Raw genomic sequence first — 24,319 nt, 5'->3', positions numbered from 1 at the left:
CATTCGTGCTGGCCACCCGGGCACTACTCCTTCTCCGCCCTCGACTCAATGAATCATCCAGTATGCCTGACTCGATCTACTTTGACGGAGAGGGCTTCCCCGTTGTTCTCAGCCCTGGGGACGCAAGAGGGCGCCCGATTGGCGGTCAGTCGGCGGGTTTCTCCCAGACCGAGACATGTTGACGGCTCTCGCTTGTGAAGGCTTCCCGCGTCCATCCGTCCCACCGCTCGCGTAGTCGCAGCCCGGCGAGCTGGGCCATCAGGTCGAGTTCCGACGGCCACACATATCGGAAGGGAATAGACCTGTACTCGCCGCGGCCGTCGACGATTTCGATGTAGTTCGAACTCGTCGCCTGGGTGGCGACGTCGTAGATGTCGAAGGCCCACCGCGTCGGGCTCACGTGGTAGGGCACGACGTTCTGCCCGGCTGGGAGCCTTCGCAGTTCGGGGATCAGGACCTCGATGACGAAACAGCCTCCGGGTTCCAGGTGAGCGGCAGCGTTGCGGAAACATGCCACCTGTTCCGCCTGCGTCGTCAGATTCATGATCGTGTTGAAGAGCAGATATGCGACGGAGAACGTCCCGTCCACTCTCGTCGTCGCGAAGTCGCCGACCGTGACGCCGATCGCGTCACCGCCTGGCTTGGCACGCATCCGGGCAACCATCGCTCGTGACAAGTCGATGCCGTGGACCGGGACTCCGCGTCGCGCCAAGGGCAACGCGATGCGCCCCGTCCCGATGCCCAGCTCAAGGGCCCGGCCACCATCGGCCAGGCCCGCCAGAAAGCCGACCGTCTCGTCGATGACGCCCGGCTCGAACATGCCCCCTGACGACTCGTCGTAGGCCGCCGCAACACGCTCTCCGAAGTAACCGTCCTGATCATCCATCGCCAGACCGTACTGGCGCAGCTCGTCACGGCGCGCGTGAATTTCGCCGGCCATCACAGTTGTCCCGTCTCATTTCATCGTGTCTGCGAGCTCGCTTCTTCGCTGGCGAGGCTGATGTGGCGATAGATCGTGCCGCGCGAGACCTTGAAGGTCGAAGCGAGCTGCTGGACGGATGCGCCCGTGCTGTGGAGCTGAAGGAGTTCGTCGACCTGGTCTTGTGTGAGTTTGAGCTTGCGTCCGCCGGTCTTGCCGCGGGCGCGGGCGGCGGCCAGGCCGTCGTTGGTGGCGGCGAGTACGAACTCGTGGTGCAGGGTGGCGAAGACGGACATCATGCCGAAGAAGCCTCGCCCTTCGAGGCTGTTGCTGTCGATGTTCTGCTCGACGGCGTGGAGCCGGATGCTGCGATCTCGTAGTTCGGTGCCCACGATGATGAGGTTCTGGACGGAGTAGAAGAGCCGGTCGAGCCGGGTGATCGTGATGGTGCCGCCGGAGCGGCTTCGGGGCAGCAGCAGGTCCCTCTCGGGCCAGGCGGTCTTGTGGCCGTTCGTGCGCACGATGTAGATGTCCTCTTCCGCGACGCCTGCGCGCATGAGTGTGTTGATCTGCGGGACGGGGCTTTGGCCTGCGGCCGCGCAGACGTAGCCGACGACGGCCGGGGCCGACGGTGTCCGCCGGAGCGAAGACACGGTCGTCATGGGACGCTCACCTGCTCAGGGTCGGTACGGCCTGGAGGGCGCCAGGGATAGAACGGAAGGCTGCGGTCGGAAGGTTCTTCCTCGATCCAGCGGATCAGCGGGTCAGGTTTGCCGGCGGCTTCGAGGCTGTAGCCAGTGGCGGCCCGCTCGCGGACTTCTCGGAGAGCAAGTTCTGCGAACCGATCCCGCGCTCCGCGGTCCCCGCGCAATCCTTCTTGATCTTTCTCGGGCAAAGGACCGTTTGTGCGAATCAAGGTGGGGGCGCCCGTGCGGCTTCGCCGGCCCTGCCGTCGCGCTCGCCCCATTCGGCAGAGTGCACCAAACCTTAAGGTGATACATCGTTTGCCTATATGTTGTAGGTAGATGGATGCATACTCCTCATAGGCATACTGAGAGTAGGTGATGGTTGTGGTTCGGGCAGGACTGAGCCCGGAGCGGCTGACGCTCGCTGGTGCGGAACTCGCCGATGAGGCCGGTTTCGACCAGGTGACCCTGTCCGCCCCCGCCTCACGCTCTGCCTGTCAGGCAGCAGTCCACTGATGAGCGCGCCCGCCGCGCCATTCCACCCAGCGCGGATCATCCATCACCGTCTCCGCGTCGGAGATCCCGGCGGCTTCGAGGAAGACGACCAGGTCCTGATCCGAAAAGGCGGTGCCAAGGATCTCGTCCCGGCCATGCGAGTGCATCGTGACCCGCCGGCCACCCGACGCAGACGGACGGTACACGACGATCGGCGCATTACCCATACACACCAGACTGCCCCCGCACCAGCAGCTGGACCAGTCACCAGGCACAAAGCCGCGGGCCGATCCACATCGGCGTATCGACCTGGCCTGGTGGCCGAGCACCATGGCAGTGGACGACGACGCCCGCGAACGAAGCCGGTGATCGTGCTGCGGGACGCGGTGAACAACGACGTGGAGATCGTCCGCACCGTCGAGAACTGCGTGATGTACTCCGATCCCCTGCGGCTTCAGCTCTGGCGGTCGCGATCGGCCACGGTGTTGAGGCCGATGAGCAGCACCAGGGCCGGGTCATCTTCGCCGGGACGGCTGTGAACCGCCCCTTCGCCGTGCCGACGCCTGCCGGGTCTGTGCAGTGAGGACGTGGTGATGGATCACCTGAGCCAGAGACAGGAGCGCATCCTGGTCTTTACCGACCACTTCGAGGGCGTCCGGGTCACTCGCTGGAGCGGTGTGTAGCCCCCTTGCGTTCTGCTTTACCGAGCGTGGAAAGCCTCTTCGTCACGTGGCGTGGAGGGGGCCGGGCGGCCACCCTGGCTGCCGTGCGATGGGCCCGGTTGGCGGTCTGGCCGGTTCGTTCCGGGATGGCGTGGGGGACGTTCCGGCGCCGCCGCCAGGTGCGAATTGCCTTCGAGCTGTAGCCCTTGTCGCCGGCGACGTGATCGGGCCTGACGCGCGGGCGCTCAGTCAAGGACCGCGAGGTGGTCGGCGGGGCCTCCGCGCCACTCGATCATGAAGAGGGTGGCGTCGTCGCTGGTGCGCCCGCTCCGTTCCCTCTTCAGCGTGTGGGAGAGCCGGCGCAGATCCGCCCGCAGCCCCTGCGACGGCTCCGCCTCCCCCAGGCGGTTCACGCAGCGGATGAGGCGTTCCTCGCCGAACTGCTCCCCGTCGCCGACGTGTTCCTCGATGATGCCGTCGGTGTAGCACAGCACCCGGTCGCCTTGCTGGAGCGTGTGCTCTCTGATCCGGGGCATCTCACCGCCGAAGCCGATGGGCAGCGTCGTCGCGCTCTCCAGCTGCTGCACGACCCGGCCGTCGCGGATCAGCAGCGGCGCGGGGTGGCCCGCATTGACCAACTCCATCTCACCGGTGGCGGTGTTCACATGCATCAGCTGCGCCGTGACGAAGTGGTCGGGCCCGAACTGCCGCGAGATGGCATCGTCCATGAACGCGTACTTCTCGGCCAGGCTGATGAATACGCGCCGGGCATGACGGTAGGCGCCGATGGCCACAGTTGCCATCGTGGCGGCGTCCAGGCCATGGCCCATCGCGTCGATCACGGCCGCGTGCAGGATGTTGCCGTTGAGGGCGTAGTCGAAACTGTCGCCGGCGACACGGTAGGCGGGCTCCAGAATGCCGGCCACCTCGACCTGCGGCACGGACATCGTCAGCGGCGGCAGCAGGGTCCACTGAATCTCCGCGGAGACACTCATCGGCTCACGGCGCCGAGCCTGGAAGAACTGGTCGGTATAGGCGTTCTTGGTGACCAGCATGTCGGCGACCAAACCGGAGAGCCTGCGCAACAGACGCCGGTCGTCGTCGCCCACAGCGTCCAGGGTGAGGGCCATCACCCCCACCGTGTCGCTGCCGTCCAGCAGCGGCAGGAACATCCGGACACCCGAAGGGCTCTGCGCCACCTCGACGACCTCACCGCGCAAAAAGGCCCGGCCGGCGGAAGAGTCGCCCACCGGCACAGGCTGGCCGACGTGCAGCTTGCTGCCCGGCAACGGCACCAGCAACTCCTGCGCGTAGTCCTGAAGCAGGATGGAAACGTCACAACCTCCGATCCTGGCCACCTCATCCGCGATCAGCGGGGCGATCAGCTGCGGCGGCAGCAGCCGCGCCCTGTCCAGCAGCACGCCAAGCAGCCGCTCACCGAAACCCTCCGACCGATCCACCCTCACCTCGCCCATAACCTGGTTCGCCACCTCCTTCCCGCCACCACCCCGGTCACCACCTGCACACAACGTGACCGGGAACGCCCGCCCGACCGGCTCATTACGCCAAACGCGGCATGTCGGCCCACGTCGTCCGCGGTCCGTTCCCCTGTTCCCCGGCCCTTCGGGCGGTGCGAGATCGGCGCATTCATGCGGTGAAACTGTGGAGTATGGGAAGCGAGCATCCGGCGAGTGCTGAACCGATCTACACAGCGTTGGTCGCGGGAGCGAGGGAGAAGTGATCAGGCAGCAAGGACGACGTGCGGGGCGGCGCCGCCGGACGGGTCGAGATGCTCGGGGTCCAGGTCGACGGTGACCGTCTGGGCGTCGCCGTGGACGGTGAAGACGGTGGCCCACGAAGCGGTGTTGCGCTGGATCGCGAGGGCCTTGCGGGCGGCGTCGACCGGGTCGGCCGCGTCCAGGTCGGTCTACCAGGTGACGTGAAGCTCGGGCACGGTTCCCCTCCGGCAGGCAAGGGCGGGCAGCGCCGACCGACGGCCAGCCCTCGTCCTGCTCGCCGGCGCACGCGCCGCCGCAGCGCTGCGGCGCCGCTTCTTGCAGTTCGAGGAGGTGCGAACCTGAGCCGCACGTCTGCGGTCGCGGGGCGAGTCTTAGCGACCGTTCTTCGTTTCCGAGCGCCACCGGCGGCCGAGGAAGATGACGGCAGACCCGGCGGCCACCGACACAGCGGCTATGCCGCCGAGGGCGATCGCCTGCGTGGTCGGCCACCCGGAGCCGGTCTTCGCGAGGGTCGGGCCGGAAGGTTCGGTGGCGGTCGTCGCCGTGGTGGCGCTGGCCTTGGCTGCCTGCTCGATCAGGCGGGCGACCGCGCCCGGCTGGGAGACCGAGACCGCGTGGGACGCATTGACCTCGACGGTGTGTGCGTGGGCGCGCTGGGCCATGAAGCGCTGCCCGGCAGGGGGGATGTTGCGGTCCTCGGTGGTGATCAGAGTCCAGGAGGGAATGGTCTTCCAGGCGGCCTTGGTGGCCTTCTCCTCCAGGGCCGAGGCGGCCACGGGACGCTGGGTGGCGGCCATCAGGTCGGTGACTGACCGGGGCACGTCGGCGGCGAACTGGTCGTGGAACTTGTCGGCCTTGATGTACTGGTCGGTGCCGGTGCCACCGCCGGGAAGGGGGAAGGGCACGTTGTTGAGGGTAGGGCCGAGAGTGCTCCCGGGGAACTTGTTGGACAGCTCCAGGGAACTCTCCCCCTCCGCGGGACTGAAGGCCGCGATGTAGACCAGCGCTTTGACCTGGGCGTCACCGACGGCGGCCTCGCTGATCACGGAGCCGCCGTAGGAGTGACCGACGAGCACGACCGGTCCCTCCACGCTCTTCAGCACACTGTGGACGTACTCGGCGTCACTGGCCAGCCCGCGCAGCGGGTTGGCGGGAGCGATGACCGGATACCCCGCCCGCTGCAGGCGCTTGACCACTCCGTTCCAGCTGGAACCGTCGGCGAAGGCGCCGTGCACCAGCACGACGGTGGGCTTGACGCCGCCTGCGCCACCATCCGCTGAAGCCGGTGCCGCCGAGACCGCGCACAGGGCAGCGACGGCGAATCCAGCCGCCGGCCCGTGGAGACGCCGTGATTGGCGTCGTATGCCATGGACCGCACTCATTCTGTTCACACCTTCCGTCAGGCCCTACGGCAATCAGCTTTACGCGTCCGGGGCGCCGAGCCAGCTCATCCAGGCCAATCGGGTGAAATCGGTACGGCAGTCGGTGTAACCGCTTCTGCGAGAGGCGTGGCGGGCGCTCGAAGCACACAAGCGGAGCAATGCGTGTGTGGCCTGCCGCTGTTCTGGGTTGTCACTCTGATGGGTGTTGCCTTGTGGAACACCACGCAATTCCCCAGCCGGAATGTCAAGGTCCTCCCCATGGGGAAGCCGACGCTGCTCCGGCGTCACCACGGGGATGCCACTCGTCTGCCGGCCGCAGGGAGTTCCTGTTCACAACGCGCCATTCCAAGGACAGGAGCTCACCGACCACGGCCCCGAAGACCGAGACCACGGCGAAAGGCGGAGCCGCTCAGAGCGGAGCTGCTTCAGAGTTGCAGGTGCTCCTCACCCGGCGGACGTGGACGGCCTGCCTTTGATGGACAACGGGTCTACCGGTCCGAGGCGGGGGATACCCTTGGGGACGAGCCGAAGGCGTGGGCCGCCCACATGGCAGCCTCGGCGATTTGCGCCTGGGTGAGACCGGACTCCACGGCCAGCGCGTACAGGCTGAGCCCGCGCGGGTGCTCGGCGAGGACCCGGTCGATCTTCCCGGCCCACAGCTCCGCCTCGGTGTACGGCCGATTGCCGCTCTCCTTGATCAACTCGGTGAGGTGCTCAGGTGAGCACGCCACAAGGGGGCGCTCGCCGTCGAGGCTGGGATCCTGGGGATGGATGAACGATGAGTCTCGTACGTGCGTGCAGAGCCCCTGGTCACCCAGGACGGGTTCGCCGCACAGGTCGCATCGCCCGGCCAGTTCCTCGTCGGGATGACTGCTGTCCATACGAGCTTGCTTACACCAGTTCAGGCCGGTCGGCTCGCGATGCTGACCCGGTCTGCCTGCGTTCCTCCGTACAGTGGCCCAGCGCTCGGAGGACACCGTAGGTGAAGGCCACCACCGACGCCTCCGCGCCACCGCGGGACGCAGCGGATCGGTAGATCTCCTCCTCGGTCACCGAGGCACGGACGGACCCGGATCCGAGCGGGTCATTGGTCTCAGAGAGCACTCCCCTTCAGTAGCAGATGACCACCGAACCGTCCTCACGATAAAGGCACCTTTCAACCACACAGCCCAACGACGCAGCAGGCGCTCTCGCGCAGCCAGGCCGCCTGGGCACTCGGCCTCGGCGGAGCCGGACAGACCTGGGCCGCACCCTGTACGCCGGAGCTCAGTCACCGCCCGGACGACGGTCCTGGTGGAACTCGGCGGGATCACCACCGTCGTCCGCGGCGGTGCCCGGCCCGTACATGTTGCTGGTCGCCGAATCCGTGACAGCAGGAATGATCCGCGGCAACCTCACGCTGTTGCACGCTTCAGGCGTGCGTCGAGGTAGCCGCCGAGCAGTCCGCCGGTGCCGCAGGCGAGTCCGAGCCACCAGTCGGGGGCGACGTCTCCGGAGCTCACCAGGGACAGCAGCGCGTAGGTGGCGGCGCCGACGAGGGAGGTGGCGAAGGTGGCGGCGAGCACGGCCAGGCGGACGCGTGCGACGGGCAGGCCGCGTCCGGCGAGGATCGGGCCGAGGAGGGAGCCGATGCCGTAAATGCCGCCGACCACGCCGACCGCCAGGGCGAGACCGGTGAGTGTGCGTGGGGGCAACTCGCCTGCGGGCGGCGGCTGATGGTGTGCCGGGGTGAGAGTGTGCAGGCACAGCCACAGGCAGCGGGAGCAGCAGGGCGGCGATCAGCAGCCGGAGACGCCTGGGCCGGCGAGGGCGAAGACGCGGATGGCGGCGCCGAGCACGACACCCGGCAGCGTGCCCAGCACCAGGCGGTGGGCAAGATCGCCGCGCATGGTGCCGTCGCGGCGGTAGCGCCACAGGGCGCCGGGTCCGGCGACGACATTGAACAGCAGATTGGTCGGGGTGACCGCCGGGCCGGGCACACCGAAGACGCTCAACTGGACAGGAAGGAGGAACACGGCCCCGGACACGCCCACCGGCGCGGTCACGAACGCGATCAGCAGACCGGCGGCCAGCCCTCCCGCCAATGTCCAGTCCACCGGTGCCCCCGTTTCGCCCGCCCGGTCAGTATCAGCGCCTCGGCCGCCGTGAGGGTGGCCTGCAACAAGATGTTCATGAGCGGCAGGAGCAGCCGGACGCGTCCGCATTTTCGTTCGATGGAACAGCCGCGGGTGCGGCGGCCGGGCGCAGCAACTGTCTATGGCTCGGCAGGTGATCCGCTGAACCCAGGGCTTTCGCCCATGACGCGGCACATGCCGATCGAGTCGTGCACGGCGGTATCGGCGAAGCCGAACTTCTCGTAGAGGAAGCGTGCGGGGCCGTCCGCAATCAGCGAGACGTAGGCGGTGGCGGGCGCCCGGTGCTCCAGCTCGGCGGTGAGCGCGGCCATGATGCGTTTGCCCAGGCCGCGGCCCTGGTGTGCGGGGTGGACGCACATGTCGACGATCTGGAACGCGGTGCCTCCGTCACCGATGATGCGGCCCATGCCGATGGGCTCCCCATCGTGGTGAAGAACCACCCCGTGCCATGTGTTGGGCAGGGCGAGCGCGACCGCCTCGGGGGCCTTGTCCGAGAGGCCGGCATCGGTGCGCAAGCGGCGGAAGACCTCGACGGAGGGCACGCCCTCGCTCAACTCGTACGAGTCGTTCAATCTGTCCACTTCCGATCGTGCGATGTGTGCGGTGACGGCCTGCCGCGGTGCTCGGCAAGGCCTCCTCACCAGCGAGCCGCGGACAGCCGGCGAGCTGGTCAAGGCTTTGGCTGAGGCACACCCGGAGCGCGCAGTCACCAACAGCCATCTGGTGCGCAACGCACTGAGCACCCTCATCTCCAAGAGCCTGGGCGAGCGCACGAAGCAGGGCGCAACCGTCTTCTACACGGCGCTCGAGGACGACACCGCCGCCGTCTCGGTGCCCGGCCTCGCCGCCGAGAGCGCGCCGGCCGAGGAGAAGGTTGCGGCCGAGCTGCAGCCGGCACGCGGACTGGCCGCACAGCACGGCTGCCCGCGGCAGCAAAAGGGGTGAAGCAGTGCGCCGGTGCGGCGCGATCCTGTCCGTCCCCGCTCGCGCGGGGACGGACAGGCGCCTGGCTCACGCGGGGGTGATGTTCTCCGCCTGCGGGCCCTTCTGCCCCTGGGTGACGTCGAACGTCACCTGCTGGCCCTCCCGCAGTTCACGGAAGCCGGTGCTGTTGATGTTGGAGTAGTGGGCGAAGACGTCGGGGCCTCCGCCGTCCTGCTGGATGAAGCCGAAGCCCTTCTCCGCGTTGAACCACTTCACGGTTCCGCTGGCCATGCACGCCCTCCAAGGGACTCGATGTCGGCTACCGCACCGTGCGGAAGCCTGAAATGATCGCCGGGTCCTCAGCGATGCTGAACAGCAAAACCGCCCGTGCAGGTGCTCACGGGCGGAAGGGACTTCGGAACCACGACAGCTGGAAGCGAACGCTACACGGCCGCGTGCCCGGACCGCCGCCGTTCCGTGTGGTGGATGCCAAGAACGTCTGGCTGTCGGGTCGTTTCCGTGGTGCGGGACCCCCAGGGCACGCGTCGGCTTCGGGCGGCGGGCCGGCGTGCGCCTCTTCCTCGTCCCCGCCCTCATCTGCGACCTCGGGCCCCGAGCCTGGTGGCCCTCCCTTTTGCCTCACGACCGCCCCCTGCCACACCGTCCATCCCCACCCCGTGGCGTGTCGGACGAGACAGGGCTTGAGGCGGCTTCCGTCCGCAGGCCCTGAACGTGTTCGGAACGGCAGATGCCACTCGTTCGGGTGGCAGACCGATCCGCCGGGCGGGTGGAGCCGAATGCAGGCCGTGAGCAGCTTCCGCAACACCATCACCCGCACCGCCCGGGGGGGCTGGCTGAAGTTCTGGCGGGGTTCACGGCGCTTGCCGTGGCCGAGCTGGTCGCCGGCCTGGTGCGGCCGGCCGCAGGCCCGGTCACCGTCGTGGGGGGCTCGGTCATCGACCGGACCCCGGCCGCGGTGAAGGACTTCGCGATCCGCACGTTCGGAGAGAACGACAAGCTCGTCCTCCAGCTCGGCATCCTGCTCGTGTTGGCCCTGTTCGCGCTCATCCTGGGCGTCCTGGCGGTGCAGTACCGGCGTATGGGGGCGGCCGGGGTTCTGGTGTTCGGGTTCGTCGGCGCGGTGGCGGCCTTGAGCAGGCCCGACTCGGAGGGCGCCGGTGATGTGCTTCCCTCCCTCGCCGGTGCGCTCGCAGGTGCTGCCGTCTTGTTCGTTCTGGCGGGCAAAGCCACCTCCGCCAGCTCACCCTCGGGTGATGAGGGCACCGGGGGCGGATGGAGCCGGCGGGGGTTCCTGACCGCAGCGACCGTGACCGCCGCGGCCGCCACTGGCGCCGGCGTCCTGGGGCGTGCCTTGTCCGGGCAGCGCGGCCAGGGAGCCATCGCCTCCCGCAAGAATCTCGCCCTGCCCGCCCCCGCCTCACCGGCCCCCGAGGTTCCGGCCGGAGCGCAGTTGAAAGTCTCCGGGATCAGCGCGTTCACCACGCCCAACCGGGACTTCTACCGCGTCGACACCGCCCTCGTCGTCCCCGAAGTCGACGCCGGCACCTGGCCGCTGCGCATCCACGGCAAGGGCGTCACCCGCCCCCGCACCTACACGCTCGAACAGCTCCTGGCCCGCCCGCTGATCGAACGCGACATCACCCTCACCTGCGTCTCCAACGAGGTGGGCGGCCCCCACATCGGCAACGCCCATTGGCTCGGCGCTCCACTGGTCCAGATCCTGGCCAAATGCGGGGTCAAGCCGCCCTCCAAGGGCGGCAGGGCCGACCAGCTGGTGGCCCGCTCGGTGGACGGGATGACGCTCGGCTCCCCGGTCGAGGACCTCACGGACGGGCGCGACGCCATGCTCGCAGTCGGCATGAACGGCGAGCCGCTCCCCTTCGACCACGGCTTCCCCGTCCGCATGCTCGTCCCGGGCCTGTACGGCTACGTCTCGGCGTGCAAGTGGATCGCGGACATCGAGCTGACCACCTTCGCCACTTACGACCCGTACTGGGTCAAACGCAAGTGGTCCCGTCGGGCGCCGATCAAGACCCAGTCCCGCATCGACACCCCCCAAGCCGTTCGCCCGTCCCGCCGCGGGCACCGTCATGGTCGCCGGCGTCGCCTGGGCACAGCACCGCGGCATCACCCGCGTCGAGGTACGCATCGACGACGGCCCGTGGCGCCGACCTCGCGGCCCAGGACACCCTCGACACCTGGCGCCAGTGGTCCTACCGCTGGCAGGCCCCACCCGGCGGGCACACGATCACCGTTCGCGCCACCGACGGCACCGGTCAGGTGCAGACCGAGGAGCGCGCCCGGACCATTCCCGACGGAGCGAGCGGCTGGCACAGCGTATTCGTCACCGTCCCCTGAGACCACCCGACCGGCCTCACCCAGGCGCAAGGTCCGGCAGAAACACCCCTAGATCCGCACCATCTCTTCAAGGAGAAATTGATCATGAACAGCATGCAAATCCGCCGTACCGGGATTGCCGTGGCGGCAGCCGTCCTGCTGCCCTTCTCGCTGGCCGCCTGCTCCGACTCCACCTCCGACACCAAGGCCGCCCCCACCGCGGCCGCCGGAGACTCGGCCAAGACGGGCGAGAGCACCCCCGCCGACGGCGCGATGACAATGGACCAGCCCTTCGGCCCGGCCTGTGCCAGCGTGCCCAAGGAGGGCGTGGGCTCCTTCGACGGCATGGCCAAGGACCCGGTCGCCACCGCCGCGTCCAACAACCCGGCCCTGTCCACCCTGGTCGCCGCGGTCAAGCAGGCCGGTCTCGTGGACACCCTCAACAACGCCAAGGACATCACCGTCTTCGCTCCGACCAACGACGCCTTCGCCAAGATCCCGAAGGCCGACCTCGACAAGGTCCTCGCCGACGAGGAGATGCTGACGAAGATCCTCACCTACCACGTGGTCGGCCAGAAGCTCACCCCGAAGCAGTTGGAGAACGGCTCCTTCGAGACCCTGCAGAAGGGCACGGTCACCACCAACGGCTCCGGCGAGTCCTACAAGGTCAACGACACCGCCTCGGTGGTCTGCGGCAACGTCAAGACCGCCAACGCCAACGTCTACATCATCGACACCGTCCTGATGCCGAAGTAGCAGTCAGACCGTCCGCACATGCAACCGCCCGTGGCCCGACACCATGCCGGGCCACGGGCTCTCCCCCAGTGGCCACCCCTGCCGCCGGCGACGGACGGGCACCCGTCTGCCGCAACGGCATCACGCCATCCGCACAGGCTCAACGGGACCCGGCCAGGACAAGGAGCCGGGTCACGCGATCTTCGGCATTCTGGCTGGCTACCTATGCCGCGCTGCTCACACCTGCTCCACAGGCACAGGCCGTGCGCAGCGGCCATGCCAGGCGGCAACGCTGTTGGCCCCACTTTCGGACGGCCCTGCCTTCTCCAAGTCTGCCGCTAGCAGACCGCGACTTCGAGGTCCTCCCACGTGAATTCCGAGGCCCGTCCAGGCGGCGTCCTCTCTCCGCCCTCGCCTCCGGCGTCCGGCCGCGACACCCGTCGTGTGCAGGGTCTGTCAAACGAGCGTCTCTGGCCCGTAATCGGTGGTAACCAGGAGTGACGGGCTTCGTTGGCATGTTGTGCGAGATGTCAACGGGCTTGTGAGCGTGGTGTTGTCGGGGTTGGTCATCGAGGATGTGGCGGACGACGGCGGCCTGATCCGGGTGACGGGGGGACCCGGGATGATCCGGTGCCGTGCCTGCGGGACGCCGACAGGGCGGGTGCACGGGTTCCACGGGCGGATGGTCGTGGACGTGCCGGTGGACGGACGGCGGGTCGTCGTCTCGGTGACGTTGTGGCGGTTGGTGTGCCCAGTGCTCGATTGCCCACGGCAGACGTTCCGCGAGCAGGTTCCCGGCGTCGTGGAGCGCTACCAGCGCCGCACCAGCCGCCTGGCCGGCCAGCTCGGCTCCGTGGTCAAGGAGTCGACCCGCGACGAACCCACCCCCGGCCTCCCGACACGACCGGGTACCCGAACGACGCGGCCCCGACATGACAGCGTTTCGCTACTGGCGGTCAGTGACGGTCCGTCCCCGCGCAGCGGCCCTGCGGCGCCCCGGAATGTTCGATTCGGCGGACTTTCACCAGCCCTGGCTTCCAGACCTGCCTTTGAACGGACCGATGATCTCGTCTGTGATCCAGCCGCCGTAGAAGCCTCCCGGCTGGGCCCGCACGCGCTCACCGTCCACGGTGCACATGTCGACCCTGTCTGGGTAGAACGCGAGGTAGCCGGCGATTTGCGTGTAGCCGGAGGCCGGGTCCTCGTAGCTCCAAGCGGCATTGAAAACTGGCGGGCTGTTCGGCTTGAGTGCCAGATTCCAGTAGTTGGCCCGCCCTTTCCATTCGCAGAAGGTCCTGCTGTGAGACGGGGACAGCCACTCCACACGCACGTCGTGGCGCGGGATGTAGAACGCCGGTGGATGGCTGGTCTCCAGGACGCGCAGGCAGCGGCAGGAGTCCGCCAGCGTCACACCGGCGTGGAGCACCTCCACGTGCCGTGTGTCGGGTTCCACCCGCGGCGGGCGCGGATACTCCCACACCGATTCGGTGCGCGCACGACCGTCTTGCTCCTTACCCCTGTGTCCCATCGGCTCACCTCGCCATGCATGGGCCCTTCCACCTGCCGATCGGTATTCTCCTCTTTCACGAATCCGTCAAGCAGGGGGTTCATGAAGTCCCTGCCCAGCCCGCTTCTGGGAAGGACTGGCAGCCGACAAGCCAGGCCGCCCTCCCTCACCACGGGCCGCTGGCACGTCGCCCTCCCGGCGCAGTCCGGGGCCGACAGAGCTCCGGGGCGCGCAAGACAAAGCGGTCAGCCGAGCCAGACAACGTCAATGACGTACAGGCGGCCGACGATGACGATCATCTGCCCGGCGTGCGGGCCGGAGGGTGACGGGGCGGCGGTCCTCAGCAGAGGCGCCTCGGCCGACGTCAGGTGAGATTCGAGAAGTAGAGGGGGTCGGTGTCCGGATGCGGCTTCGGGGAGTCGCCGGCGAGCGCCTGCACAGCGAGGTTGGTGCCGGGTGTGGCGGCTGCGCCGAAGAGCTGGCGGAGCAGCTCGGCTCCTTCGCTGGCAACAGTGCCGACGCGTGACTGTGCCGGAGGAGGGAGGGCCTGGCGGCTACGCCTCGTCGTCTTCCTTGCCGTGGCCTTCTTCTTCGGCCACTCGTGGACGGTCGCGGGCTCGCCGCGGCGCTCCGTCGCTCTGTGCGGAGGCCCTGTGGGTGAGTTATACGTCCGAGGTGGGTGAGGAGTAGGTACGCTCGGTGACCTTTTCAGGGGTGATGATGTTTTCGCGCTCGTAATTGGCGAGGGCGAGCCCGAGGGCGAAGAACGTGGGTGCCCATTCGCCCACGAAGATGCCCCAGCGGTCGGCCCGCTCGATGCCGCGGGCTTCGGCCTTGACGGAGACGAACCAGGAGGCGGCGGACAGGCCGATCGAGGCGAACGCCGCTGTATAGGCGTGCTCGCTCTTCAGGCCGGCATCGTAGAGCTTCTTGACGAGCATGGCTGCTCCTTTAACTGAGGATCGTTTGGGTGGAGGGCTGTTGCCTCCGGTCGCTGCAGCGGCCCGCGCAGGTGTTGGTTGTGGTCAGGAACGCCACGGGGCAGGTGCCGCTGAACGGCAGCCTGAAGAGACGCGAGCTGGATGGCTCGGCCGGTGCCCATCTACGGAAGGACAGCGTCAACATGTCCCCTTCCGATCGGGTCCTGTCAGGACTTGGGCATCAGCACGGTGTCGATGAGCTGGACGGTTGCGTTCTCGGTGGCGAGGTCTCCGCAGACGATCGACGCCGAGTCGTTCACTTTGAAGGAGTCCCCTGACCCGGAGGTGCTGATCTGGCCGCCCTGCATTGTCTTGAAGGTGCCGTCGGGGAGCTCGCTCACGGTCACGTCCTGCTCGACCACGTGGTAGGTGAGAAGGTCCGTCAGCTGCTTCTTGTCGTTGAGGATCTTGTCGAGGTCGGCTTTCGGGATCTTCTCGAACGCGTCGTTGGTCGGCGCGAACACTGTGATGTCCTCGGCGTTGTTCAACGTGTCGACGAGCTCGGCCTTTTGTACGGCGCTGGCGAGAGTGGACAGCTCGGGACTGTTGGACGCCGCGGTGGCGACGGGGTCGTCGGCCATCCCGGCGGCACTGCCCTCACCACTGGTCGGCAACGAGGCGCAGCCGGGGCCGAATGGTTCGGCGACCGGGCCGGCGTGGGCAACCGGGGCGAGGGCCGTCAATGCGAGGGGTACGAGAAGCGCACCGGCTCCGGCGAGAGCAGCGCTCCTGTAGCGATGGGTGGTGGTCATGAGTTTCACCTTTGCTGTGCGGGGGTGACGGGGCTCGTGCTGCTGCCCGTCCCGTCACATAATCACTTCGCTCGAAGTGGGCCCTTTGGATGCCTGTATCACTGTGGCCTGCGTAAGTGGTTCGAGCTCCCGCTTCGGCGGACGACCGGAGCGGGCGTGACCAGCCCGCGAGCCAGCTACGGGCTGTAACGCCTACGAGGAGGTCTCGCACCAGCGTTCGCCGGAGCGGAAGGCTCGGAGGGGCTTGCCTGCGAACGCCCTTGCATGCGCATGCTCTGCTGAATCGATCGCCACACACGCTCAGGCGGCTCGGTGATCAGGTCGTCAGGGTTGGCGGAGCGCGCCGCTCGAACCACGGAGCGCAGGGCGTGGAGCTCGCGTCGGCATTCGGAGCAAACGATCAGGTGGATGCGGTGCTCGCCAAGCAGAGCGGGATCTGTGTTGCTAAGCGCTATCTCCGCCAAGGCCGCCGGGTCGACATGCACCGTCATCCTGTCTCTCCCTCTCACGCAGCGTCTGTGCCGATCCCAGGGAATGGGCCGGCATGGGTGTCGTGCAGTGCGAACGACGGAACGACGCCACGCCTGTTCTTCAACGCCACCCCGGTCGGCAGATGCGCCACCGGACGCTGACTTGCACTGCGACAGGGCACTCCGAGCAGCGGCGAATTCCATTCGCCGGCCGGTCTGATCGGGAAGCAGTTGCAAGCCTCGCTTCGGCACCCGGCTGAAGCCGGGCGCAGGGAGGCTGGTGACGACCGGGGAGTCGGCTGCCTAGCGGAGGAACCCGAAGGCGAGCGGGCGGGGTGCCACAGAAGGCGGATCCGTAGCGGCACACCGTCGCCAAGTGGTGGTCGACGGGCGAAGTTCGTCTTTGAGCTTCATGCCGCCTCTTCGTGGCGCGAGTGTCGGGCGGATGCACCTGTGCGCGACTGATGGGCGGGCCTGGTGGCGGTTCCCTATTGGGGGCGCAGCTGGGCGAGCTCCTGGTTCATCTCGGCGAGGAAGCGGACGACCACGCGCAGTTCTTCGGGGGTGAAACGGCCGCGCGCGGCGTCGGTGCCGCGGGCGAGGGGCATGAAGTAGTCCCGCGCGACCTCCTTGGCCGCCTCGGCGTAGTGCAGGTGAACTACCCGGCGGTCGTCGGCGGCTCTGACGCGATGGAGGTGGCCGGCCTTCTCGAGCCGGTCGAGGCAGGCGGTCATGGCACCTGAGGTGAGATTCAACTGCTTGCGCAGCCTGCCGGGCGTCATGGGCCCGGCGTCGTCGTCGCGGTCGTCGTCGAGGATGGCGATCAGCGCCTGCACGTCGGTGAGGTGCAGCCCCTGGGCCTGGGCGAACTCCTGGGCGATCCGGTTGAACTCGGCGTTCATGCGGCGCAGCAGGACGGCAAATGCGTGCAACCCGATGGGGTCCTCGGACGGAAGTGGCGATGGGGCTTCGGTGCTGCGCATCTGACCAGTATAGAGTCTCTTGACGATTGACATACTCGATCGATGACATAGTCGTCGCCGATTGCTTTGGGGATATGGATGAGGAACGCACCGCGCTGGGCCCGCTGGTTGGTGCCGCTGGTTCTGCTGGTCGTCTGGCTGGGCATCGGCGGGACGCTCGGCCCTTACGCCGGCAAGCTGGGCGAGGTGGCCACCAATGACCAGGCCGCATTTCTTCCGCGCAGCGCCGAATCCACCCAGGTGCTCGAGGCCCGTCAGGCGTTCGACCAGTCGGAGACCTTGCCGGCGATCGTCGTGTGGACTGCGGACAAGGGCCGGGTCACTGAGGCGCAGCAGGCAGCAGCCACGCAGGCGGTCAGCGGGCTCGCTGGGCGTCCGGGTTTTGTCGGGCAGCCATCTCCCGCTCTGGCCTCCGAGGACGGGCGGGCGATGCAGGCCGTCGTCCAGTTGGAGCCGGCCCTCGGCGAGGAACTGCCTGCTGTTCTCGACGAGGTGCGCGATGCTGCGAAGGGCGTGCCGGGGGTGGTGGCACAGATCGCCGGCCCTGGGGCGAGTCAGGCTGATCTGTCCGACGCGTTCGCTGGCATCGACGGTTTGCTGCTGGGTGTGGCGCTCGTGGCGGTGCTGCTGATCCTGCTGCTCGTCTACCGGAGCGTGCTGCTGCCGTTCGTGATCATTCTCAGCGCGGTGTTGGCGCTCGGCCTGGCGTGCGCGGTCGTGTATGCGCTGGCGGAGGGGGATGTGGTCCGGGTGGACGGCCAGGTGCAGGGCATTCTCTCCATTCTGGTGATCGGCGCCGCTACCGACTACGCACTGCTGCTCGCCGCCCGTTTCCGTGAGGAACTCGCGGTGGGCCGGGACCGCGCGGCCGCCGTACTCGCCGCGGTACGCCGCTCGGCTGGGGCGGTCACCGCGAGTGCAGCGACGGTTGCTCTGGGCCTGCTGGCGCTGCTTGCGAGCGACCTCACCAACAACCGCGCTCTTGGGCCGGCCGGTGCCATCGGCATCGTGTGTGCGGTGCTCTCCACGCTGACGTTCCTGCCGGCCGTACTGGTCCTGTTCGGCCGCGCCGCCTACTGGCCGGCCCGTCCGAAGCCGTCGGACGCCGCGGCGGAGGGGCACGGCGTCTGGCATCGGGTCGCCGCGCTCGTTGACCGGGCGCCGCGGCGTGTGTGGGTCTCGACCGTCCTCGTCCTCACGGCTTTCGCCGCCTTCTCCACGACGCTGTCCTCCAAGGGTGTGCCGCTTGACGAGATCTTCGTCAACGAGGCTCCCTCGGTGGCGGCGCAGGAAACCCTCGGAAAGCACTTCCCGGGCGGTTCGGGAAACCCGGCCGTCATCATCGCCGAAGCCGGCAAGGCCACAGAAGTGACCGCCGCAGCCGCACGCACTGAAGGGGTGGCGTCGGCCGGTGCCGTGTCCGCGTCGGGCCGGCCCGGAGCGGGTGAACCGCTCGTGGTGGACGGCCGGGTACGTATCGACGCGACCCTCGAGGCGGCTGCCGACAGCGACGCCGCCAAGGAGACGGTCCAGCGGCTGCGCGACGCCGTACATGCGGTGCCGGGCGCGGACGCCTTGGTCGGCGGCTACACAGCACAGCAGTACGACACGCAGCAGACCGCGGAACGTGACCGGGCGGTCATCGTCCCCGTCGTGCTCGGCATCATCCTGCTGATCCTTGTCCTGCTGCTGCGCTCGCTGCTGATCCCCGTACTTCTGGTGGCGACGGTGGCGCTCAACTTCCTGGCGACGCTCGGGATCTCGGCGCTCGTCTTCGAGAAGCTTCTCGGCTTCAGCGGCACGGACGCGTCGGTACCGCTGTACGGGTTCGTGTTCCTGGTGGCGCTCGGCGTCGACTACAACATCTTCCTGATGTCGCGCGTGCGTGAAGAGACGCTCACGCACGGCACCCGCCAGGGCGTGCTGCGGGGACTGACCACGACCGGCGGGGTCATCACCTCGGCGGGCGTGGTCCTCGCGGCGACCTTCGCGGCCCTGACGGTGATCCCGCTGGCGTTCATGGTCCAGATCGCGTTCATCGTCGCCTTCGGCGTCCTCTTGGACACCCTCGTGGTCCGCTCACTGCTGGTGCCCGCGCTGGTGATGGACATCGGACCAAAGGCGTGGTGGCCGAGCGCGCCCGCCCGCAACCGTGGGTCGCACGATGCAGCAGCGGAGCGCCGCAACGTGCACGCGTAGAGACGTGTGCGTGCCAGGCCGGTTGCATCGCCCTGTCCTACCGTGGCCAAGGGCAGGGCGTGACCGGAGAAGGAGGTGTTCGATGTCGTATGGGACGAGCCCGCTGCGCGGCAGGACTGCTGTCGTGACGGGAGCTGCCCGCGGCTTGGGTGAGGCCCTGGCCAGAAAGCTTTCCGATCGGGGCGCCAAGGTGGCGCTGCTGGGCCGGGAGGAAGAGACGCTGGCCCAGGTCCGGGACTCGCTGCCGGGCGAGTCGTGGTGCTGGGAGGTCGACATCACCGACGATGCCGGCATGGCCCGGGCCGCCGCGGAGGTCCGTGAACGCCTCGGGGCCCCGTCCGTGGTGGTCGCCAATGCAGGTGTGGCAGAAGGCGGGCCCTTCGAGGAATCGGACCCGGCGACATGGCGGCGAGTGGTCGAGGTGAACCTGATCGGCAGTGCCATCACTGCCCGGTCCTTCCTCCCGGCACTGCTCGACACCCAGGGGTACTTCCTTCAGGTCGCGTCCCTGGCGTCCATCGGCGCTGCGCCCATGATGAGCGCCTACTGTGCTTCGAAGGCCGGAGTGGAGTCGTTCGCCCACTCGCTGCGCGCGGAACTGGCTCACCGGCACGTAGCTGTCGGCATCGCCTACATCAACTGGACCGACACCGACATGATCCGCGACGCCGACGAGCATCCGGTCCTGCGCGAACTGCGCGGTCACATGCCGCCGCCCGCCCGCAAGGTGTACCCAGCCGCTTATGTCGCCGGGCGGCTGGTCTCGGCGATTGAACGGCGGCGACCGGCCGTCTACATGCCCTCCTGGCTGCGCGCCGCCCAGCTCGTGCGCGCCGCCATGCCGCCCGTGGTCACGATGCTCTCCCGGCGGGAGCTCCCGCGGCTCGCTGCATCCGAGCCCTTCGAAGCCACTGGGCTTCTTGGAGCCGGTGGCCGGGCGGCCCTCAAGCACACCGGCTCGGCCGGCCGCTGAACGGGCGAGGGTGCCGGCACGCTGCATCCAAGGATCCGGTGCGACAGGAAGTCGGTGCGTGGGTCGCCGCACACACGCCGTATCCCGAGCGTCGGCATCAAGAGGCTCGTGTGTACGGCGCTGCAGCACGCGGTGCACACGCGATCGACAAGATCGCTCGTCACGACCAGCGGTGGCCGACTCACCGTGAAGGGCACGGTCGCCTTGCTGCGGCCATGATCGGAACAGCAGGCGCACGAACGCGCGAGTGGTGGAGGAGCTGGACATGAACACTGGCCGACCCTCAAGCACAGGCGAACTGCACTGTCTGGTGACCGGCGCCTCCGGGTACATCGGCGGGCGTCTGGTGCCCGAGCTGCTGAAGGTCGGCCACCGAGTGCGGTGTCTGGCCCGCAATCCGCGCAAGCTGCGTGACCATCCGTGGGCGGGCCGCGCTCAGGTAGTCGAGGGGGATGTCACCGACGCCGGCTCGGTCGCCGAGGCCCTGCGCGGCATCGACGTCGCGTACTACCTGGTGCACGCCCTCGGTACCGGTTCGGGGTTCGAGGAGACCGATCGCCGGGCGGCCGGGACGTTCGCCGAGCAGGCGCATGCCGCGGGTGTGCGGCGGATCGTCTACCTGGGTGGGCTCACGCCGCGGGGCATCCCGCAGCGGTCGCTGTCCCCGCATCTGCGCTCCCGGGCCGAGGTCGGGCAGATCTTCCTCGACGCGCTGGTGCCCGCCACCGTACTGCGGGCCGCGGTCGTCATCGGCTCCGGGTCGGCGTCCTTCGAGATGCTGCGCTACCTGACCGAACGGCTGCCGGTCATGGTCACTCCGAGCTGGGTGCACACCCGGACCCAGCCGATCGGGGTGCGCGACGTGCTGCGCTATCTCGTCGGCTCGGCCACTATGCCGGATGATGTCGACCGGGCGTTCGACATCGGCGGCCCGGACGTTCTCACCTATCAGGAAATGATGCGCCGTTACGCCTCCGTCGCCCAGCTGCGGAAACGGCTGATCGTGCCGTTGCCGATGCTCACCCCCCGCCTGTCCAGCCACTGGGTCGGTCTCGTCACGCCGGTGCCCGCCTCCCTCGCCCGGCCGCTGACGGAGTCGCTGCGTCACGAGGTCGTCTGCCGGGAGCACGACATCGCCCGCTATGTACCCGACTCCTCCGAGGAGCCGTTGCCGTTCGACACGGCCCTCGCCCTGGCGCTGCGGCGGGTGCGCGAGGCGCAGGTCGCGACCCGCTGGTCTTCGGCGGCCCTGGCCGGTGCGCCGAGCGATCCGCTGCCCACCGACCCGGACTGGGCCGGCGGCAGTCTCTACCAGGACGAGCGGAAGCTCACGGTCGAAGCGCCCCGCGAAGCCCTGTGGAAGGTGATCGAAGGCATCGGCGGCGACAACGGCTGGTATTCCTTCCCTCTCGCCTGGGCAGTGCGCGGCTGGCTGGACCGGTTCGTCGGGGGTGTGGGGCTGCGCCGCGGGCGCCGCGACGCCCAGCATCTGCGGGTCGGCGACTCGTTGGACTTCTGGCGGGTGGAGGAGATCGAGCCCGGGCATCTGCTGCGGCTGCGGGCGGAGATGCGGCTGCCGGGCATGGCATGGCTGGAGATGTACGCGGAGCAGGACGACGAGGGCCGCACCCGCTACCGGCAGCGTGCCCTGTTCCATCCGCGCGGGCTGTTCGGTCACGCCTATTGGTGGAGTGTCTCGCCGTTTCACGCCATGGTGTTCGGCGGTATGGCGCGCAACATCACCCAGGCCGCTGCCAAAGGGATGAGCGCCCACGCGAAGAACCCGCGCGCGGAGCGCATCCGTGAGTCACCCCCTCTCGGAAGGAGGTCCCGATAGACCCGCACCAGTAGTTGGGCCCGACACCAGGAGTGGCGCATGACCGTCGCGGTCGTCCTGTTCACCTCGGACTGGCGTGTGCATGACCGTCCCCCGCTGCGGGCAGCGCTCCGCGCTGCCGACGAAGTGGTGCCGCTGTTCGTGCTCGACCCCGATATCCACGCCGCAGGGTTCGACGCACCCAACCGGGGTGCCTTCCTGGCCGACTGTCTTGCCGACGTGGACGCCGCGCTGCGCCGGCGTGGCGGCCGGCTGGTGCTGCGCGCCGGGCCGGTGGCACACGAGGTCGGTGCGGTCACCGCCCAGTGCGGCGCACACGAGGTGCACATGGCGGCCGGGGTGACCCGGTTCGCGCACCGGCGTGAGGAACTGCTGCGCAAAGAGTCGGCCCCAAGGGGTGTGCGGCTGGTCGTGCATGACGCCGTGGTGACGGCCGTCGCGCCGGGTGCCGTGGTGCCGACGGGCTCCGACCACTTCGCCGTTTTTACGCCGTACTTCCGCCACTGGTCCCAGGTACAGCTGCGTGCGCCGGGATCCGCCCCGCGCAAGGTGCCGGTTCCGAACGACCTGCACAGCGACCCGCTACCGACCCGCGGCACCGGGCCGGGTGTCTCCCCCGGGGTTCCGGCAGGCGGCGAGAGCGAAGGGCGCCGGCGTCTGACCAGCTGGGCCCGCGGCGATCTCGCCGCCTACGAGGACCGACACGACGATCTGGCCGGTGACGCAACCTCACGGCTGTCGCCCTATCTGCACTTCGGCGCGCTGTCCCCCGCCGAAGTCGTTCAGCGGGCGCGCGCACGCGGTGGCCCCGGGGCGGAGGCGTTCGTTCGCCAGCTGTGCTGGCGCGACTTTCACTACCAGGTGATGGCCGCCCGGCCGGAGTCCTCAGTACGCGACTACCGCACACGCGACGACGACTGGCGCTCCGAGGAGGAGGCCGCAGGGGAGATCGCTGTGTGGAAGGAGGGCCGCACCGGCTACCCCATGGTCGACGCGGCGATGCGCCAGCTCACCTACGAGGGGTGGATGCACAACCGGGCCCGGCTGCTGGCCGCGAGCTTCCTCACCAAGACCCTGTAGGTGGACTGGCGCACCGGTGCGCGTCACTTCCTGGACCTGCTGGTGGACGGGGACATCGTCAACAACCAGCTGAACTGGCAGTGGATGGCCGGGACCGGCACGGACACGCGCCCCCACCGCGTGCTCAACCCGGTGATCCAGGGAAAGCGCTTCGATGCGCAGGGCGCCTACGTGCGCCACTGGGTGCCGGAACTACGGGATGTGGCCACCACGAGGATCCACGAACCGTGGAGGTTGCCCGAGTCTGAACGGACGTGCCTGGACTATCCGGAGCCACTGATCAGCCTTGCGGATGGCCTGACGCGGTTCAAGCACGCCCGCGGACGGGACTGAAGGAGGCACGACTGCATGCACTGGCTGTTCGGTGATCAGCTCGGTCCCCACTTTCTGCACCTTGCGAAGGGCAGCGGACTCACCCGCGATGCACCGCTGCTGATGATCGAGGCGCGGTCGGTGTTCCGGCGCAGGCGGTTCCACCGCGCCAAAGCGCACCTGGTGCTCTCCGCGATGCGGCACCGGGCGGCCGAACTCGGCGACCGGGACACCTACCTGCGGGCCGACACCTACCGGGCGGGGCTGGCACGGGCGGCAGGCGCGGCCAGATGACCATTCACCTGATTTCTCCCAGGAGGTCCCGGCCTTCAAGGCGGGGAGGAATGGGTCCTCGGCGCGGAGCCGCGAAGCGGCGGAGTTCCCTGCGTATCTGTCGTGACCTGTGCTTTCGGCTGCTGTCAGTGGTGGCGGTTAGGTTGATGGGGTGAAGGTCGTGGTGCAGGTGAAGCTGTTGCCGTCGCCGGAGGTGGCGGCGGCTTTGACGGCGACCCTGGCCGTGTGCAACCGGGCTGCTGATGCCGCATCGGCGGTGGCGTACGAGACGGGCACCACCACCCGCAACGAACTGCAGAAGCTCGTCTACGCCCGCTTGAAGGCGGAGTTCGGGCTTGCTGCCCAGCCGGCCGTGCGCACGGTGAAGAAGGTCGTGGACGCCTACACCACGTTGCGCGCCAACATCCGGGCGGGAAACCTCGGTCCGGTCGGGTCGCCGCGGCGCAGGCGCGCGGAGTCGAAGCCGGTCGTCTTCCGTCCTGATGCGGCCCAGCCGTACGACGACCGGATCCTGTCCTGGCAGCACGACACACGGACGGTCAGCGTCTGGACCGTGGCCGGGCGGATCAAATCCGTCCGGTACACCGGGCACCCCGGCCAGTTGGCGATGCTCGAGAAATACCGCAAGGGCGAATCGGATCTCGTGCACCGGGACGGCATGTGGTTCCTGATCGCCACCTGCGAGATTCCCGAAGCGCCGCTCAACACTGACCCGGTGGACTGGATCGGTGTGGACCGGGGCATCGCCAACCTCGCCACCACGTCCGACGGGACCAACTACCAGGGCCGCCGGCTTGGCCGCTACCGGCGCTGGCACGCCCGCAAGCGGGCGGAGTTGCAGGCGAAGCGGACCCGGTCCGCCACCCGGCGGGCCAAACGCCGGGCACGCCGCGAGGC

General features: G+C 68.6%; 17 protein-coding genes and 7 pseudogenes. 11 read left to right on the top strand and 13 right to left on the bottom strand.

The window, feature by feature from the left end:
* Positions 1-145: 145 nt before the first annotated feature.
* Together ABT078_RS39885 and ABT078_RS39880 are read right to left on the bottom strand one after the other, a co-directional pair.
* Positions 146-886 (bottom strand): class I SAM-dependent DNA methyltransferase, encoded by a 741-nt coding sequence (locus ABT078_RS39885; RefSeq protein WP_351236899.1) that lies wholly within the window; start codon positions 884-886, stop codon positions 146-148.
* Positions 887-960: 74 nt separating this feature from the next.
* A complete protein-coding gene (locus tag ABT078_RS39880; protein WP_351236897.1) occupies positions 961-1,581 on the bottom strand; it encodes a recombinase family protein in 621 nt (206 codons plus the stop codon).
* Positions 1,582-1,989: 408 nt separating this feature from the next.
* Here ABT078_RS39880 and ABT078_RS39875 point away from each other — a divergent pair.
* Positions 1,990-2,094 (top strand): annotated as a pseudogene (locus ABT078_RS39875) (TetR family transcriptional regulator); the annotation flags it as partial.
* Between the two features lie 8 nt (positions 2,095-2,102).
* Here ABT078_RS39875 and ABT078_RS39870 read toward each other — a convergent pair.
* From ABT078_RS39870 to ABT078_RS39840, 6 genes and pseudogenes are all read right to left on the bottom strand, one after another.
* Positions 2,103-2,327 (bottom strand): hypothetical protein, encoded by a 225-nt coding sequence (locus ABT078_RS39870; protein WP_351236895.1) that lies wholly within the window; start codon positions 2,325-2,327, stop codon positions 2,103-2,105.
* A gap of 680 nt (positions 2,328-3,007) precedes the next feature.
* A complete protein-coding gene (locus ABT078_RS39860; RefSeq protein ID WP_351236901.1) occupies positions 3,008-4,237 on the bottom strand; it encodes a PP2C family protein-serine/threonine phosphatase in 1,230 nt (409 codons plus the stop codon).
* An 815-nt stretch (positions 4,238-5,052) separates the two neighbouring features.
* Positions 5,053-5,883: pseudogene (locus ABT078_RS39855) on the bottom strand (alpha/beta fold hydrolase); the annotation flags it as partial.
* Between the two features lie 488 nt (positions 5,884-6,371).
* The gene (locus ABT078_RS39850) at positions 6,372-6,764 is read right to left on the bottom strand and encodes a hypothetical protein (protein ID WP_351236893.1); all 393 of its coding nucleotides are present in this window, start codon (positions 6,762-6,764) and stop codon (positions 6,372-6,374) included.
* A 513-nt stretch (positions 6,765-7,277) separates the two neighbouring features.
* Positions 7,278-7,898 (bottom strand): annotated as a pseudogene (locus tag ABT078_RS39845) (TSUP family transporter).
* A gap of 239 nt (positions 7,899-8,137) precedes the next feature.
* A complete protein-coding gene (locus ABT078_RS39840; protein WP_351236891.1) occupies positions 8,138-8,599 on the bottom strand; it encodes a GNAT family N-acetyltransferase in 462 nt (153 codons plus the stop codon).
* Between the two features lie 97 nt (positions 8,600-8,696).
* Between ABT078_RS39840 and ABT078_RS39835 the strand changes: the two genes are divergently transcribed.
* Positions 8,697-8,963, top strand: coding sequence for a hypothetical protein (locus tag ABT078_RS39835; RefSeq protein ID WP_351236889.1), 267 nt, complete (start codon positions 8,697-8,699; stop codon positions 8,961-8,963).
* A gap of 66 nt (positions 8,964-9,029) precedes the next feature.
* Here ABT078_RS39835 and ABT078_RS39830 read toward each other — a convergent pair whose 3' ends face one another.
* Positions 9,030-9,233 carry a cold-shock protein gene (locus tag ABT078_RS39830; RefSeq protein ID WP_351236887.1) on the bottom strand — a complete coding sequence of 68 codons (204 nt, stop codon included), beginning with the start codon at positions 9,231-9,233 and terminating at the stop codon, positions 9,030-9,032.
* 457 nt (positions 9,234-9,690) lie between these two features.
* Between ABT078_RS39830 and ABT078_RS39825 the strand changes: the two are divergent.
* The 3 genes and pseudogenes from ABT078_RS39825 to ABT078_RS39815 form a co-directional block, all read left to right on the top strand.
* A pseudogene (locus ABT078_RS39825) lies at positions 9,691-11,321 on the top strand (molybdopterin-dependent oxidoreductase).
* Positions 11,322-11,405: 84 nt separating this feature from the next.
* Positions 11,406-12,056, top strand: coding sequence for a fasciclin domain-containing protein (locus ABT078_RS39820; RefSeq protein WP_351236884.1), 651 nt, complete (start codon positions 11,406-11,408; stop codon positions 12,054-12,056).
* Between the two features lie 499 nt (positions 12,057-12,555).
* A pseudogene (locus tag ABT078_RS39815) lies at positions 12,556-12,900 on the top strand (ISL3 family transposase); the annotation flags it as partial.
* A 156-nt stretch (positions 12,901-13,056) separates the two neighbouring features.
* On the opposite strand, the gene ABT078_RS39810 reads toward ABT078_RS39815, so the two are convergent.
* The 4 genes from ABT078_RS39810 to ABT078_RS39795 form a co-directional block, all read right to left on the bottom strand.
* Complete coding sequence (locus ABT078_RS39810; protein ID WP_502981537.1) at positions 13,057-13,563, bottom strand: DUF427 domain-containing protein; 507 nt, start codon at positions 13,561-13,563, stop codon at positions 13,057-13,059.
* 641 nt (positions 13,564-14,204) lie between these two features.
* Positions 14,205-14,483, bottom strand: coding sequence for a hypothetical protein (locus ABT078_RS39805; RefSeq protein WP_351236879.1), 279 nt, complete (start codon positions 14,481-14,483; stop codon positions 14,205-14,207).
* Between the two features lie 206 nt (positions 14,484-14,689).
* Complete coding sequence (locus tag ABT078_RS39800; RefSeq protein WP_351236877.1) at positions 14,690-15,274, bottom strand: fasciclin domain-containing protein; 585 nt, start codon at positions 15,272-15,274, stop codon at positions 14,690-14,692.
* A gap of 958 nt (positions 15,275-16,232) precedes the next feature.
* Entirely contained in the window at positions 16,233-16,727 is a 495-nt protein-coding gene (locus ABT078_RS39795) for a MarR family winged helix-turn-helix transcriptional regulator (RefSeq protein ID WP_351236875.1), read from the bottom strand.
* 78 nt (positions 16,728-16,805) lie between these two features.
* On the opposite strand from ABT078_RS39795, the gene ABT078_RS39790 reads away from it, so the two are divergent.
* The 6 genes and pseudogenes from ABT078_RS39790 to ABT078_RS39765 all read left to right on the top strand — a co-directional run.
* On the top strand, positions 16,806-18,926 hold the full coding sequence (locus ABT078_RS39790; protein ID WP_351236873.1) for an MMPL family transporter: 2,121 nt from the start codon (positions 16,806-16,808) through the stop codon (positions 18,924-18,926).
* An 82-nt stretch (positions 18,927-19,008) separates the two neighbouring features.
* Entirely contained in the window at positions 19,009-19,899 is an 891-nt protein-coding gene (locus ABT078_RS39785; RefSeq protein WP_351236870.1) for an SDR family oxidoreductase, read from the top strand.
* A gap of 265 nt (positions 19,900-20,164) precedes the next feature.
* On the top strand, positions 20,165-21,736 hold the full coding sequence (locus tag ABT078_RS39780) for an SDR family oxidoreductase (RefSeq protein ID WP_351236868.1): 1,572 nt from the start codon (positions 20,165-20,167) through the stop codon (positions 21,734-21,736).
* Between the two features lie 39 nt (positions 21,737-21,775).
* A pseudogene (locus tag ABT078_RS39775) lies at positions 21,776-23,149 on the top strand (cryptochrome/photolyase family protein).
* 15 nt (positions 23,150-23,164) lie between these two features.
* A pseudogene (locus ABT078_RS39770) lies at positions 23,165-23,407 on the top strand (cryptochrome/photolyase family protein); the annotation flags it as partial.
* Positions 23,408-23,573: 166 nt separating this feature from the next.
* The coding region (locus ABT078_RS39765; protein ID WP_351236866.1) for a transposase at positions 23,574-24,319 on the top strand (746 nt) is incomplete at its 3' end.

The sequence above is a fragment of the Streptomyces sp. NPDC002133 genome (assembly GCF_040296405.1).
In the GTDB taxonomy this organism is placed as follows: Bacteria; Actinomycetota; Actinomycetes; order Streptomycetales; family Streptomycetaceae; genus Streptomyces.
The sequence above is the reverse complement of the archived record's forward strand: the minus strand, read 5'-3'. Positions and strand labels throughout refer to the sequence as shown.

What these genes read in the sequence shown, in the direction of transcription:
- ABT078_RS39885 (WP_351236899.1), bottom strand. Translation starts at nt 886, where the DNA reads ATGGATGATCAGGACGGTTACTTCGGAGAGCGTGTTGCGGCGGCCTAC.
- ABT078_RS39880 (WP_351236897.1), bottom strand. Translation starts at nt 1,581, where the DNA reads ATGACGACCGTGTCTTCGCTCCGGCGGACACCGTCGGCCCCGGCCGTC.
- ABT078_RS39870 (WP_351236895.1), bottom strand. Translation starts at nt 2,327, where the DNA reads ATGGGTAATGCGCCGATCGTCGTGTACCGTCCGTCTGCGTCGGGTGGC.
- ABT078_RS39860 (WP_351236901.1), bottom strand. Translation starts at nt 4,237, where the DNA reads ATGGGCGAGGTGAGGGTGGATCGGTCGGAGGGTTTCGGTGAGCGGCTG.
- ABT078_RS39850 (WP_351236893.1), bottom strand. Translation starts at nt 6,764, where the DNA reads ATGGACAGCAGTCATCCCGACGAGGAACTGGCCGGGCGATGCGACCTG.
- ABT078_RS39830 (WP_351236887.1), bottom strand. Translation starts at nt 9,233, where the DNA reads ATGGCCAGCGGAACCGTGAAGTGGTTCAACGCGGAGAAGGGCTTCGGC.
- ABT078_RS39820 (WP_351236884.1), top strand. Translation starts at nt 11,406, where the DNA reads ATGAACAGCATGCAAATCCGCCGTACCGGGATTGCCGTGGCGGCAGCC.
- ABT078_RS39810 (WP_502981537.1), bottom strand. Translation starts at nt 13,563, where the DNA reads ATGGGACACAGGGGTAAGGAGCAAGACGGTCGTGCGCGCACCGAATCG.
- ABT078_RS39805 (WP_351236879.1), bottom strand. Translation starts at nt 14,483, where the DNA reads ATGCTCGTCAAGAAGCTCTACGATGCCGGCCTGAAGAGCGAGCACGCC.
- ABT078_RS39800 (WP_351236877.1), bottom strand. Translation starts at nt 15,274, where the DNA reads ATGACCACCACCCATCGCTACAGGAGCGCTGCTCTCGCCGGAGCCGGT.
- ABT078_RS39795 (WP_351236875.1), bottom strand. Translation starts at nt 16,727, where the DNA reads ATGCGCAGCACCGAAGCCCCATCGCCACTTCCGTCCGAGGACCCCATC.
- ABT078_RS39790 (WP_351236873.1), top strand. Translation starts at nt 16,806, where the DNA reads ATGAGGAACGCACCGCGCTGGGCCCGCTGGTTGGTGCCGCTGGTTCTG.
- ABT078_RS39785 (WP_351236870.1), top strand. Translation starts at nt 19,009, where the DNA reads ATGTCGTATGGGACGAGCCCGCTGCGCGGCAGGACTGCTGTCGTGACG.
- ABT078_RS39780 (WP_351236868.1), top strand. Translation starts at nt 20,165, where the DNA reads ATGAACACTGGCCGACCCTCAAGCACAGGCGAACTGCACTGTCTGGTG.